The organism is Pseudomonas sp. M20, assembly GCF_045037865.1.
Taxonomy (GTDB): Bacteria; Pseudomonadota; Gammaproteobacteria; order Pseudomonadales; family Pseudomonadaceae; genus Aquipseudomonas.
In genome coordinates, this window is the sequence record NZ_CP173611.1 from 1,737,826 (window position 1) to 1,751,817 (window position 13,992).

10 protein-coding genes and 1 pseudogene are annotated in these 13,992 nt (G+C 62.3%); 10 read left to right on the forward strand and 1 reads right to left on the reverse strand.

The window, feature by feature from the left end:
* Window positions 1-52 precede the first annotated feature (52 nt).
* From lexA to ACI514_RS07955, 7 genes are all read left to right on the forward strand, one after another.
* Window positions 53-670, forward strand: coding sequence for a transcriptional repressor LexA (gene lexA / locus ACI514_RS07925; protein WP_064120653.1), 618 nt, complete (start codon window positions 53-55; stop codon window positions 668-670).
* The gene (gene imuA / locus ACI514_RS07930) at window positions 670-1,287 is read left to right on the forward strand and encodes a translesion DNA synthesis-associated protein ImuA (RefSeq protein ID WP_160058329.1); all 618 of its coding nucleotides are present in this window, start codon (window positions 670-672) and stop codon (window positions 1,285-1,287) included. The genes lexA and imuA overlap by 1 nt, the downstream gene beginning before the upstream one ends.
* Before the next feature lie 7 nt (window positions 1,288-1,294).
* Window positions 1,295-2,710, forward strand: coding sequence for a Y-family DNA polymerase (locus ACI514_RS07935; protein ID WP_405123472.1), 1,416 nt, complete (start codon window positions 1,295-1,297; stop codon window positions 2,708-2,710).
* A complete protein-coding gene (locus ACI514_RS07940) occupies window positions 2,686-5,784 on the forward strand; it encodes an error-prone DNA polymerase (protein ID WP_405123473.1) in 3,099 nt (1,032 codons plus the stop codon). The genes ACI514_RS07935 and ACI514_RS07940 overlap by 25 nt, the downstream gene beginning before the upstream one ends.
* 266 nt (window positions 5,785-6,050) lie before the next feature.
* Window positions 6,051-6,737 (forward strand): CsgG/HfaB family protein, encoded by a 687-nt coding sequence (locus tag ACI514_RS07945; protein ID WP_161986630.1) that lies wholly within the window; start codon window positions 6,051-6,053, stop codon window positions 6,735-6,737.
* 28 nt (window positions 6,738-6,765) lie between these two features.
* Window positions 6,766-7,134 carry a DUF4810 domain-containing protein gene (locus ACI514_RS07950; protein ID WP_160058323.1) on the forward strand — a complete coding sequence of 123 codons (369 nt, stop codon included), beginning with the start codon at window positions 6,766-6,768 and terminating at the stop codon, window positions 7,132-7,134.
* On the forward strand, window positions 7,131-7,790 hold the full coding sequence (locus tag ACI514_RS07955; protein WP_160058321.1) for a DUF799 domain-containing protein: 660 nt from the start codon (window positions 7,131-7,133) through the stop codon (window positions 7,788-7,790). Before ACI514_RS07950 ends, ACI514_RS07955 begins: the two co-directional genes overlap by 4 nt.
* A 94-nt stretch (window positions 7,791-7,884) precedes the next feature.
* Here ACI514_RS07955 and ACI514_RS07960 read toward each other — a convergent pair.
* Window positions 7,885-8,040, reverse strand: a pseudogene (locus tag ACI514_RS07960) (flavin reductase family protein); the annotation flags it as partial.
* A gap of 129 nt (window positions 8,041-8,169) precedes the next feature.
* Here ACI514_RS07960 and ACI514_RS07965 point away from each other — a divergent pair.
* The 3 genes from ACI514_RS07965 to ACI514_RS07975 all read left to right on the forward strand — a co-directional run bounded on the left by ACI514_RS07965 (window position 8,170) and on the right by ACI514_RS07975 (window position 13,769).
* A complete protein-coding gene (locus ACI514_RS07965) occupies window positions 8,170-8,859 on the forward strand; it encodes a GntR family transcriptional regulator (protein ID WP_160058319.1) in 690 nt (229 codons plus the stop codon).
* A gap of 133 nt (window positions 8,860-8,992) precedes the next feature.
* The gene (locus ACI514_RS07970; RefSeq protein WP_405123474.1) at window positions 8,993-11,104 is read left to right on the forward strand and encodes an ATP-binding protein; all 2,112 of its coding nucleotides are present in this window, start codon (window positions 8,993-8,995) and stop codon (window positions 11,102-11,104) included.
* A 31-nt stretch (window positions 11,105-11,135) separates the two neighbouring features.
* A complete protein-coding gene (locus tag ACI514_RS07975) occupies window positions 11,136-13,769 on the forward strand; it encodes an excinuclease ABC subunit A (protein ID WP_405123475.1) in 2,634 nt (877 codons plus the stop codon).
* Window positions 13,770-13,992 lie beyond the last annotated feature (223 nt).

The window sequence follows — 13,992 nt, forward strand, 5'->3', positions numbered from 1 at the left end:
TCGGCCTAGGCCGACTGGCGGCGCTTGTCAGGAAAATCCTACAGGAGTACAAATGTACTCCATGACCAATCTGACTCCCCGCCGTACCGCCATCCTGACCTTTATCCGCGATCGAATCGCCGAACACGGTCAGCCCCCAAGCCTCGCTGAAATCAGCGAGGCTTTTGGTTTTGCCTCGCGCAGCGTGGCGCGCAAGCACGTGCTCGCGCTGACCGAAGCCGGTTTTATCGAGGTCAATCCGCATCAGGCCCGCGGCATTCGCCTGCTCGGGCAGCCGCCGCGTCCGGAACTGCTCGACATCCCCGTGCTCGGCCGCGTCGCTGCCGGTGCGCCGATTGGCGCCGATGCCGACATTCATAGCCGCTTGCTGCTCGATCCGGCGCTGTTCTCCCGCACACCCGATTACATGCTGCGGGTGCAAGGCGATTCGATGATCGAGGACGGCATCCTCGACGGCGATCTGGTCGGCGTTCGACGCAATCCCGAGGCACTCAACGGCCAGATCGTCGTGGCGCGGCTCGACGGTGAAGTCACCATCAAACGCTTCGAACGGCTCGGCGATGAAGTGCGCCTGTTGCCGCGCAACCCGGCGTATCGGCCGATTGTCGTGCGTGACGATCAGGATCTGGCCATCGAAGGGGTGTTCTGCGGTCTGGTGAGGCAAGGCTGATGGGCGCCGTCGTTGCGTTGGATACGCTGTTCAATGGCGGCCAGGTCTGGAAAGGCCGGCCTGCGCCACCGGCCGCCAGCCCGCAACCGACCGGGCATGCGGCGCTGGACGCGGCACTGCCCAGCGGTGGCTGGCCGGAAGCGGCGCTGAGTGAAATTCTTCTGGCCGGCCCCGGTGTCGGCGAGTTGCAACTGGTCTGGCCGACGCTGGCGCGGTTGGCGGCGGCGGGCGAGCGTATCGTGCTGGTGGCGCCGCCGTTCGTGCCGTACCCGCAGGCGTGGGCAAACGCCGGGGTCGATCTGCGCCAGTTGTCGGTGATTCAGGCCAGTGAACGCGATGCCTTGTGGGCAGCGGAACAGTGTTTGCGTTCGGGCAGTTGCGGCGCCGTACTGTGCTGGCCGCACAAGGCCGATGACCGCGCGTTGCGGCGTTTGCAGGTGGCGGCGGAAACCGGCCAGACCCTGGCGTTTGCCTGGCGGCCGTTGAGCGAAGCGGTCAACCCGTCACCGGCGGCGTTGCGCATTGCCATCGATGCCAAACCTGCGCAGTTGCGCGTGCTCAAGTGCCGTGGCGGACTGGCGCGTGCGGCGCCGATTGCCTTTGCCGTGGGTCACTGAGGTCGCCATGCGCTGGGTGTGTATTCTGTTTCCGCAATTGGCCCTCGACGCCGTGCTGCGTCAGCGTCCCGACCCCGATGAGCCATTGGTGCTGCTCAACGGCCCGGCCCAGCGTCGGGTGTTGCAAGCGGTCAACCCGGCGGCGCGCAAACTCGGTTTGCGTGCCGGCCAGTCGATGACCGCTGCGCAGGCGATGAGCAAAGGTTTCGCCACAGCCGATTACGAGGCCGCCGAGGTCGAACACTGGCAGCAATTTCTCGCTGCGTGGGCCTACCGTTTCAGTTCGCAGGTCAGCGTGCATTACCCGCGCACCGTGGTGTTCGAGATCGAATCGAGCCTGGGTCTGTTCGGTTCGTGGGCGCAGTTCGAAGCACGACTGCGCCAGGAACTGACCGATCTGGGCTTCCGCCATCGCATCGTTGCCGCGCCCAATCCGGTGGCTGCGCGGGTGCTGGCCAATGCTTACGACGGCTTGGTGGTGCCGGACGGCGAAGCCTTGCAGCACCACCTCGGCCAGTTACCGGTCGACCGTGTCGGCCTGGAGCCAAGTGTGGCCACGGCGTTGTCGCGCATGGGCCTGCGCACCCTCAATCAGGTGCAGAGCCTGCCGCGTCAGGCACTGGCGCGGCGCTTCGAAGCACAGATGCTCAAGCATCTCGACACCTTGTTCGGTGCGCGACCCTTGGCGCTGGCGTTCTACCTGCCGCCGGATCGTTTCGACGTACGCATCGAACTGAATTTCGACGTGCAATCCCATCAGGCATTGCTGTTCCCGTTACGCCGTTTGACCGGTGACCTGTCGGCGTTCCTCTGTGGGCGTGACAGCGGCGTGCAGCGTTTCGACCTGCATCTGGAGCACGCCGGGCTGCCGGACAGCGTGATCAAGGTCGGTTTGCTCAGCGCCGAACGCGATCCGGCGATGCTCTTCGAACTGGCGCGCGGACGGCTGGAGCAGGTACAGGTCGAGGCACCGGTACGCGGCTTTCGTCTGCGTGCCGAGGATCTGCCGAGCTTCGTGCCGCAATTTCAGGAACTGTTCGATGACCGTCCGCAACAGACCTTGCCCTGGGAGCAGTTGCGCGAACGCCTGCGTGCACGCTTGGGCGATGACGCCGTGCAGGGGCTGCGCTTTCAGGCCGATCATCGGCCGGAGTGCGCGTGGCAGCACGGCGTCGACAAACAGCGCTGCGCAGGCTTGCCGAGTGTGCATCGTCCGGGCTGGTTACTGGGTGAACCGCAGAGCGTGGCGCAGGGTTCGGCGCGGATTCTCATGGGCCCGGAGCGCATCGAATCCGGCTGGTGGGACGGCGACGATGTGCGCCGCGATTATTACCTGATCCAGAACCGCGCCGGCCAACAGGGCTGGGCTTATCGCGCGGTGGGCGAGGGCGGTCCGTTGTGGCTGCAGGGCTGGTTTGCATGAATGACGGTTATGCCGAACTGCACTGCCTGTCGAATTTCAGTTTCCAGCGCGGTGCTTCCAGTGCCCTTGAGCTGTTTCAACGGGCGAAGAAACACGGTTATCAGGCACTGGCGATCACCGATGAGTGCACGCTGGCCGGGATCGTCCGCGCCTGGCAAGCGGCGAAATCCGTTGAGCTGCCGCTGATCATCGGCAGTGAAGTGCGCATTGAAAACGGCCCGAAGCTGGTGCTGCTGGTGGAGAATCTTGCGGGCTATCAGGCGCTGTGCGGCTTGATCACCCGTGCACGACGGCGCACGCAGAAAGGCCAGTATCAGGTGCTGCGCGAGGACTTCGACGAAGCGCTGCCGGGATTGCTGGTGTTGTGGGTGCCGGACTCGCTTGATGACGTGGAGGAGGGTCGTTGGCTGCAGCAGACCTTTGGCGAACGGTTGTGGCTGGCGGTGCAATTGCATCGTGGCCAAGACGATCAGCAGCGGTTGGCGGAGTTATTGAGTCTGGCCGCCGAGTTGCAGATTCCGGCAGTGGCCAGCGGCGATGTGCACATGCACGCCCGTGGCCGCCGCGCCTTGCAGGACACCATGACGGCGATCCGTCATCACGTGCCGGTGGCCGAGGCGGGGTTGCGTTTGCACCCCAATGGCGAGCGACATTTGCGCAGCGTTGAGGTGTTGCGCGAGTTGTATCCGCAGGCCTTGCTGGATGAGTCGGTGAAGCTGGCCCGGCGTTGCACCTTCGATCTGGGCGAGTTGCGTTATCAATACCCGAAAGAGCTGGTCCCCGAGGGGCACAGCGCCAGTTCCTGGCTACGGCAACTGACCAAGGAAGGCATCGCCTGGCGTTGGAAGAAGGGCGCGCCCTTCAAGGTGCTGAGGCAGATCAACAAGGAGCTGAAGCTGATCGCCGAACTCGGCTATGAAAGCTACTTCCTCACCGTGCATGACGTGGTGCGCTTCGCCCGCGAGCAGAAGATTCTGTGTCAGGGCCGTGGCTCGGCAGCCAACTCGGCGGTGTGTTTTGCCTTGGGCATCACCGAGATCGACCCGGATCGCACCACGCTGCTGTTCGAGCGCTTCATGTCCAAAGAGCGTAACGAACCGCCAGACATCGACGTCGACTTCGAACACGAGCGCCGCGAAGAAGTCCTGCAATACGTGTTCCGCCGTTACGGCCGTGGTCGTGCGGCGCTGACCGCAGTGGTCAGCACTTACCACGCTGCCGGCGCGGTGCGTGATGTGGCCAAGGCCTTGGGTCTGCCGCCGGATCAGATCAACGCACTGGCCGATTGCTGCGGCCACTGGAGCGATGAAACCCCGCCGGTCGCGCGTTTGCTCGAAGGTGGTTTCGACCCGGAAAGCCCGGTGCTGCGCCGGGTGCTGAGCCTGACCGGGCAACTGATCGGTTTCCCCCGCCACCTGTCGCAGCATCCCGGCGGGTTCGTGATTTCCGAGCAACCGCTGGACACGCTGGTGCCGGTGGAGAACGCGGCGATGGCCGAGCGCACGATCATTCAGTGGGACAAGGACGACCTCGATGCGGTCGGCCTGCTCAAGGTGGATATCCTCGCCCTCGGCATGCTCAGTGCGATTCGCCGTTGCTTCGACTTGCTGCGCCGCCATCGCAATCTGGATTTGAGCCTGGCGACGATTCCGCCTGAAGACAAACCGACCTACGAGATGATCAGTCGCGCCGACACCATTGGCGTGTTCCAGATCGAGTCCCGCGCACAAATGTCGATGCTGCCACGTCTGAAACCGGCGAAGTTCTATGACTTGGTGATCGAAGTGGCCATCGTCCGCCCGGGGCCGATTCAGGGCGGGATGGTCCATCCGTATCTGCGTCGCCGGAACAAGGAGGAAGAGGAAACCTATCCGTCGCCAGAACTCAAGGTCGTCCTGGAAAGAACCCTCGGCGTGCCGCTGTTTCAGGAGCAGGTGATGCAGATCGCCATTGTCGCTGCTGATTACAGCCCCGGTGAGGCTGATCAGTTGCGTCGCTCGATGGCCGCGTGGAAACGTCACGGTGGACTTGAGCCGCACAAGGAGCGTCTCGCCGCCGGCATGAAAAAGAACGGCTACACGCCGGAGTTCGCCGCGCAGATTTTCGAGCAGATAAAAGGCTTTGGCAGCTACGGTTTTCCCGAGTCCCACGCCGCCAGTTTTGCTTTGCTGACCTATGCCAGTTGCTGGCTCAAGTGCCACGAACCGGCGGCCTTCGCCTGTGCGTTGATCAACAGTTGGCCGATGGGTTTCTACAGTCCGGACCAGATTCTCCAGGACGCGCGTCGGCATCAGTTGCAGATCCGCCCGGTCGACGTGCGCGCCAGTGACTGGGATTGCAGCCTGGAAACCACCACGACGGCACAACCGGCGATCCGCATGGGCCTGCGCATGATCAAGGGCTTTCGCGAGGAGGATGCCCGGCGCATCGAAGCGGCGCGTGCGCGTGGGGCGTTTGCCGATGTTGCTGACCTGGGCGAGCGAGCGGCGCTCGACAGTCGGGCGCAGGCGTTGCTCGCCGATTCCGGAGCGTTGCGCGGTTTGGCCGGGCATCGGCATCGGGCGCGCTGGGAAGTCGCTGGGGTGCAGAAACAGCTGGGCCTGTTTGCCGGGTTGCCGAGTCAGGAGGAGGCCGAGGTGGTGCTGCCCAAACCCAGTGTTGGCGAGGATCTTCACGCCGATTACAGCACCGTCGGCACCACGTTGGGGCCGCATCCATTGGCGCTGCTGCGCGCTGAACTCAAAGCCCGGCGTTGCCGCAGTTCGCGGGAATTGCTCGACGTCGAGCACGGTCGGCAGGTGAGCGTCGCCGGGCTGGTGACGGGACGGCAACGACCTGGCACCGCCAGTGGCGTGACCTTCGTGACCCTGGAAGACGAATTCGGCAACGTCAACGTGGTGGTCTGGCGTGATCTGGCCGAGCGTCAGCGGCAAGTGCTGGTTGGCTCGCAATTGCTCAAGGTCGATGGCCGCTGGGAGCGCGAAGGCGAAGTGCGCCATCTGATTGCCGGCCGCCTGAGCGATCTCAGCCCACTGCTCAATGGCATCCGCGTGCAGAGCCGCGATTTCCACTGATCCCAAGCCAAACACAAAACCCCTGTAGGAGTGAGCCTGCTCGCGATAGAGGTGTGTCAGACAACATCACCGTGAATGACACACCGCTATCGCGAGCAGGCTCACTCCTACAGGGTTTTGTGTGTGCTCAAGAAGGCCAATTCACTGGCGTCAAAAAAATCTGTCACGAATGATGGCACTTTGTCATAATACCGGCCCTTTTCAACTCCCGCCGCGCATTGCCGTGCCGGGACATCCCCGTTTTTCAAAAGGAATACTCAGTGAGAATGATCTCCCGGATGCTGGTTTCAGGCGTCGCGATTGCTGTGCTCGGCACGATTGCCGGCACACTCGCCGGTTGCGCCACCGAAAGCTCCCGCGCGCTGCCGGTGGCCAAGGTAGAAAGCGCCACACAAGTCTGGACCGGCGTTCGCGTGCCAATGGCCGTGGGCAAGTTCGACAACCGCTCCAGCTACATGCGCGGAATCTTCTCCGACGGCGTCGACCGTCTCGGCGGTCAGGCCAAGACCATCCTCATCACCCATTTGCAGCAGACCAATCGCTTCAGCGTGCTGGATCGCGACAACATGGGTGAAATCCAGCAGGAAGCCGCGATCAAGGGCCAGGCCCAGCGTCTCAAAGGTGCTGATTACGTGGTCACCGGTGACGTCACTGAGTTCGGCCGCAAAGAGACTGGCGATCATCAACTGTTCGGCATTCTTGGCCGTGGCAAAACTCAAGTCGCCTACGCCAAGGTCAACCTGAACATCGTCAACATCAGCACCTCCGAAGTGGTGTATTCGACCCAGGGCGCCGGCGAATACGCCTTGTCCAACCGCGAAATCATCGGCTTCGGTGGCACCGCTGCCTACGACTCCACCCTCAACGGCAAAGTACTGGATCTGGCCATGCGCGAGGCGATCAATCGTCTGGTCGATGGCATGAACGCCGGTGCCTGGAAACCGGGCAACTGATCGACGCCCATTGCAAGGAGCAACACCCATGAATCTGACTTTGTCGCGCTCGCTGATGGCGCTGACGCTGGCCGCCAGCGCCTTGCTGACCGGTTGCAGCAGCCCGAAAACCCTGTATCAGTGGGAAGGCTACGAGCCCCAGGTCTACGAATACTTCAAAGGCGAAGAGCCGAAGGAAGCCCAAGCCGAAGCGCTGGAACGTGACCTGCAGAAAATCCGCTCCACCGGCAAGGCTGTACCGCCGGGTTACCACGCGCACCTTGGCCTGCTCTATCTGAGCATGGGCAAGGACGACCAGATGGTGCAGCAGTTCAAAACCGAGAAAACCCTGTTCCCTGAGTCCGGGACGTACATGGATTTCCTGCTCAAAAACGCCAAGAGCGGAGACGCGAAATGATCGCGCGTACCTTGAAACTGCTGGCCGCCGGTCTGGCCCTGACCGTGCTGGGTGGCTGCGTTGCCCCCAAGACCGTGGATTACTCGGCCTACAAACAGGCGCGGCCAAAAACCATTCTGGTGCTGCCTCCGCTGAACACCTCGCCGGATGTGAAGGCGTCGTACAGCCTGTTGTCGCAGGTGACGTTCCCGCTGGCCGAGGCCGGTTATTACGTACTGCCGATCACGCTGGTTGACGAGACGTTCCGCCAGAACGGCCTGACCACTCCGGACGACATCCATCAGGCACCGCCGAGCAAACTGAAGGAAATCTTCGGTGCGGACGCTGCGCTGTACATCACCGTGACCGAATACGGTACGCGTTACATGGTGATCAGCAGCGAAACGGCAGTGACCGCGACGGCGAAACTGGTCGACCTGAAAAGCGGCACCACGCTGTGGACCGGTTCGGCGCGGGCGTCGAGCGAAGAGGGCGGCAATAACGGCGGTGGCGGTCTGATCGGCATGCTGATCACGGCGGCAGTGAAACAGATCATCAACAGCTCCACCGATGCCGGCTACCCGATTGCCGGTGTGGCAAGCAATCGCCTGCTCTCGGCCGGGCACCCGGCAGGCCTGCTGTACGGCCCGCGCTCGCCGAAATACGGCACGGACTGATAGATCAAAAGATCGCAGCCTTCGGCAGCTCCTACAGGGGAATGCATCCCAAATGTAGGAGCTGCCGAAGGCTGCGATCTTTTGCTGTTGGCGCTTATTTCGCGGCCGGCCAAAACCGCTCACCACCGCCCGGTGCTTCCGTCCACGCTTGCAACGAGCGGGTCGGCAGATTGGAGTAATCGCGGGTTCGCGCATAGCCATGGCCACCCATGCGCCCGATCGCATCCAGCCCCAATTGACCGATGTTCAGCGCCATACTCCGTCGGTATGCAATATATGAATGCAATTTGCCAAGGCCCGGATTAACCTGCGTCTGCCGCCCTTCTTCCATGGTCAGGCATCGCCGGGGCTGGTTGCCTGACGCTAAAGGAGTGTTCGAATGACCGAAAAGAAACCGGAAACCACGGTCGACCGCGTCTACCAAGGGGTTTACGAGGCGATCAGCAAGCGTTCGTTGCGCCCGGGGATGAAGCTGGGCGAGGCCTCGCTGGCCGAGTTGTTCAATGTCAGCCGCACGTCGGTGCGCGCCGCATTGAAGCAACTGGAGGCCGATGGACTGGTCACCACCGAGCCCAATAAAGGTGCATCGGTGTCGTTGCCGAGCAATGAAGAGATCCGTTCGCTGTTCGAAACCCGGCGGCTGATCGAGATCGGCATCGTCACCGAACTGTGCCGACGCAAGGACAGCGCAGCGATGCAGGATCTGCGCGAACACCTGCTGCTCGAAGATGAAGCCCATGCGGCGGGCGATCATGAACGCTTGATTCACCTGCTTGGCGAGTTCCACATCAAACTGGCGCGCAGCCTGAACAATCCGGTGCTGCTCGACTGGTTCCAGAAACTGATTTCCCGCGCTTCGCTGTATGCCGCTGCACTGGACGATGACAGTCACGAAGTCTGCCGTGACGACGAACACCTGCGTTTGCTCGAATACATCGAGGCCGGCAATCAAAGCGCTGCCATCGAGCTGACCTGCACGCATCTCAACGGTATCGAGAAGGCTATTCTCGACGTCGCCGCGAAGATGAAAACTGGCTACCATCCGCTCAAGCACCTGATCGGGGTCTAGTCTCCGCGCGGAATTAAATCGGCTATACCTCATATGAAACCAATACGACTGCAGACGCTCGAAACAGACGGGCGTCGCGTCGTTATGGCGTCGCGATTTATCGGGCAACCACCTAAGGACACTGAGTCAGTCGATGCAGTTTTTATCCGATAGCCATGGTTGTGACGGCTGGAAAGGCGAAATGGCCGGGCGCATCAGTGCGTTCGACTGGAGCCACACCGAACTTGGCCCGCTGAACAGCTGGCCGGCCAGCCTGTGCAGCGCGGTGCAATTGATGCTGGCCTCGCCACTGCCGATGGTCATGCTCTGGGGCCGCGCCGGGTACATGATCTACAACGATGCCTATTCGAAATTTGCCGGTGGTCGGCATCCGTATCTACTCGGTGCACCGGTGGAGCTGGGCTGGCCGGAGGTCGCCGATTTCAACCGGCATGTGGTCGATACCTGCCTGGCCGGCGGCACCTTGTCGTTTCGCAATAAAGAGTTGGTGCTGTTGCGCGATGGCGTCCCCGAAGACGTCTGGATGGACCTGTATTACAGCCCGGTGGCCAATGATGACGGCAAGCCGGCCGGGGTGATGGCGATGGTGGTGGAAACCACCGAATTCATGCATTCCGAACGCCGCCGTCAGGCCGCTGAAAAGGCTTACCGCGCCGACAACGAGCGGGTACGTCTGGCGCTGAATGCCGGCGCTTTGCTTGGCTCGTTTGTCTGGGACGTGAAAAACAACACGCTGTCGGCAGACGAACGGTTCGCCCGCACGTTTTCTTATCCGCCGGATCATGACCTGAGCAATCTGGCCCAGGACATTGCCGAGTCGCGTATCCATCCCGATGACCACGCTTGGGTCCAAGAGCGCGTCGCCCATTCCGTGCAGACCGGCGTGCCGTATAACGCCGAATATCGCGTGCAGCGTAGTGACGGCAGTTATCTGTGGGTGTTGGCCAGTGGCGGTTGCGAGTTTGACGAACACGGTAAACCGCTGCGCTTTCCCGGCGTACTGATCGACATTCATGAACGCAAGATTGCCGAAGAATCCCTGCTCAAATTTACCCGCAACCTCGAACAGCGCGTCGGCGAAGAAGTCGAGGCGCGGCTGGCGGCTGAAGAGCAGTTGCGCCAATCACAGAAGCTCGAAGCCATTGGCGGTTTGACCGGTGGCGTGGCTCATGACTTCAATAATCTGCTGCAAGTGATCGCCGGCAATCTGCATCTGCTCGCCCGCCACGAACCGAACAACGCCAACGTGCAGCGTCGGGTCAGCGCGTCGCTGGCGGCGGTCGAGCGCGGTGCCAAGCTGTCCTCGCAGTTGCTCGCGTTTGCCCGCCGCCAGCCGTTGTCGCCGGCGGTGTGTAACCCGCAGCAGATTTTCGAAGGCGTTGGCGAATTGCTGCAACGGGCGCTGGGCGAAACCATCCAGATCGACGTGCAGTTGCCGACCGCGCCTTGGCACATCAACGTCGACCGCAATCAACTGGAAAACGCGATTCTCAATCTGGCGATCAACGCCCGGGATGCGATGAAGGGCGAGGGCACCATTGCGCTCAGCGCTGCCAATGTGCGACTCGAACGCGAGTTCTGTGCCGGTAAAGGCATCGTCCCCGGCGAGTTTGTCCGCGTCGCGGTCAGTGACACCGGCGCCGGTATCCCGCCAGAGATTCTCGAGCAAGTGTTTGAGCCGTTTTTCACCACCAAGGCTGATGGTCAGGGCACTGGGCTGGGCCTGAGCATGGTGTTCGGCTTCGTCAAGCAGAGCGGCGGGCATGTCGAGATCACCAGCGCTTTGGGCGAGGGCACGCGGGTGCAGTTGTACTTCCCGCGCAGCCTGCGCCCGATCCTTGATGAGGCGCCCAATCTGCAAAGGCAGCAGAGCGGCGGCCACGAGACGATTCTGGTGGTCGAGGACAACGACGCCGTACGCACTTCGGCGGTCGAGCTGTTGCGCGAGGAGGGCTATCGCGTGTTGACCGCCGGTCACGGCGATGCGGCCATGCAAATGCTTCTCGAAGGTGTCGAGGTCGACCTGATCTTCACCGACGTGGTCATGCCGGGACTGATCAAAAGCTCCGACCTGTTCGCCTGGGCCAAGGTGCAGACGCCGCCGGTGGCGGTGCTGTTCACCTCCGGGCACACCCGCGACATCATTTCGCGCAATCACCAGTTAAGCCCCGACACCCATTTGCTGAGCAAACCGTACAGCCCGGAAGCCATGTTGCAGATGATTCGGGTGGTGCTCGGTAGCTGAGCGTTGAACATTCCTTCACCAAGGCAGGTCGATGACTTCCAAACGCACCTCCAAAGCGCCTACCGGCATGGTCCGGGTGCGCGGCGCCCGTGAACACAACCTGAAAAACGTCGATGTCGACATTCCCCGCGATGCGCTGGTGGTGTTCACCGGCGTGTCCGGTTCGGGCAAATCCTCGTTGGCCTTCTCGACCTTGTATGCCGAAGCCCAGCGCCGTTACTTTGAGTCGGTGGCGCCGTATGCGCGACGACTGATCGATCAGGTCGGCGTGCCGGATGTCGACTCCATCGAAGGCTTGCCACCGGCCGTGGCTCTGCAACAGCAGCGCGGTACGCCGAGTACGCGTTCGTCGGTGGGCAGCGTGACTACGCTGTCGAGCTTGATCCGCATGCTCTATTCGCGCGCCGGCAGTTATCCGCCGGGGCAGCCGATGTTGTACGCCGAGGACTTTTCGCCGAACACGCCGCAAGGCGCGTGTCCGGAGTGCCATGGTCTTGGGCGGGTGTATGAAGTCACCGAGGCGCTGATGGTGCCCGATCCGAACCTGACCATCCGCCAGCGCGCGGTGGCGTCCTGGCCGCTGGCGTGGCAGGGGCAGAACCTGCGCGACATCCTCGTGACCATGGGCATCGATGTCGATATTCCATGGAAAAAACTGCCGAAAAAGCAGCGCGAGTGGATTCTCTTCACCGAAGAAACCCCGACCGTGCCGGTGTACGCCGGGCTGACCCCGGAAGAAACCCGCGTCGCCCTCAAACGCAAGATGGAACCGAGTTATCAGGGCACCTTCACCGGCGCCCGGCGCTACATCCTGCACACCTTCACCCATTCGCAAAGTGCGCTGATGAAGAAGCGCGTTTCACAGTTCATGCTCGGCAGCCCTTGCCCGTTATGCGACGGCAAACGCCTGAAGCGCGAGGCGTTGTCGGTGACGTTTGCCGGGTATGACATCGGTGAGCTATCGCAGATGCCATTGCTGCAAGTGGCCGAGGTGCTGCGGCCGGTGGCGGCGGCCAGCTACCTCGAACACGCAGAGGAAACCGGCGAGACCTTAAGCCACGCGCAAACCCGCGACGCCCGCCAGCAGCGCGTGGCCCACGGCGCCAGCGGGCACGGCAGTGCGCCAGACGTGCGCCACACGCCAAACCTGTCGCTGGAGAAACGTCTGGCGGCGCAGCGCATTGCCGAGGATCTGCTGGAGCGGGTCAGCACGCTGACCGATCTGGGCCTCGGTTATCTGGCGCTGGAGCGCAGCACACCGACGCTGTCGTCGGGTGAGTTGCAGCGCTTGCGCTTGGCGACGCAGCTGGGCTCGCAATTGTTCGGGGTGATTTACGTGCTCGACGAACCCTCCGCCGGTTTGCACCCGGCCGATGGCGAGGCGTTGTTCGAGGCCTTGCAGCGCTTGAAAGCTGACGGCAATACGCTGTTTGTGGTGGAGCATGATCTGGAAACCATGCGCCGCGCTGACTGGCTGATCGATGTCGGCCCGGCGGCGGGCGAGCAGGGCGGTCAGGTGCTGTACAGCGGCCCGCCGGCAGGTCTTGCCGAGATCGAACAGTCGCAGACGCGCGCTTATCTGTTTGCCGAATCGCAGCGTCAGACACGCGCCGCGCGCAAACCGACGGCGTGGCTGAAACTCGACGGCATTACCCGCAACAACCTGAACAAGCTGAGTGCCGAATTTCCCTTGGGCTGCTTCACCTCGGTGACGGGCGTGTCCGGCTCTGGCAAGTCGAGTCTGGTCAGTCAGGCGTTGCTGGAACTGGTCGGCGCGCAGTTGGGCCGTCCCGCGCAGGAAAGCGAGCCAGAGGAACTCAGCCTCGAAGACGACGCACCGCCACTCAGCAGCGGCCAGGTCACGTCCGGGCTGGAGTCGATCAAGCGCCTGGTGCAGGTCGACCAGAAACCCATCGGCCGCACGCCACGCTCAAATCTGGCGACCTACACCGGGTTGTTCGATAACGTCCGTAAGCTGTACGCCGCGACAGATGCTGCTCGGGCCGCAGGTTATGACGCCGGGCAGTTTTCCTTCAACGTCGCCAAGGGCCGTTGCGCCACCTGCGAAGGTGAGGGGTTTGTCAGTGTTGAATTGTTGTTCATGCCCAGTGTGTATGCGCCCTGTCCGACCTGCCATGGCGCACGCTATAACCCGCAGACGCTGGCGATTCTCTGGGAGGGTCTGAGCATTGCCCAGGTGCTGCAATTGACCGTCGAGGAAGCAGTGACGGTGTTTGCCGGGCAACCGGGGATTCGTCGGTCACTGGAAGTGCTGCGTGATATTGGCCTGGGTTATCTGCGCCTCGGGCAACCGGCCACGGAGTTGTCCGGTGGCGAAGCGCAGCGGATCAAACTGGCCACCGAGTTGCAGCGCAACCAGCGCGGCGCGACCTTGTATGTGCTCGATGAACCGACCACCGGGTTGCATCCGCGCGATGTCGACCGGCTGCTGGAACAGCTGGATACGCTGGTCACGGCGGGGCACACGGTGATTGTGGTCGAGCACGAAATGCGCGTGGTGGCGCAGAGTGACTGGGTGATCGACATCGGGCCAGGGGCGGGAGATCAGGGCGGCAGGATTGTCGTCGCGGGCACGCCGCAGAAAGTGGCGGCGAGCAAGAAGAGCAAGACTGCGCCGTTTCTGGCTCGGGCTTTGAGCCGATAGGGGTATTGGCAGGGCTGACGTCTTCGTCGGAACGCCGCCCGGAGCAAGCTCGCTCCCACAGGGTTTTGTGGTGTGACACGTTATCTGTCCACACAGAACCCCTGTAGGAGTGAGCCTGCTCGTGATGGCGCCAGGTCAGTCAATTCATCTGTGGCTGACACTCCGCTATCGCGAGCAGGCTCACTCCTACATTGGATCTATGTTCGACATTAATCCCTGTGAA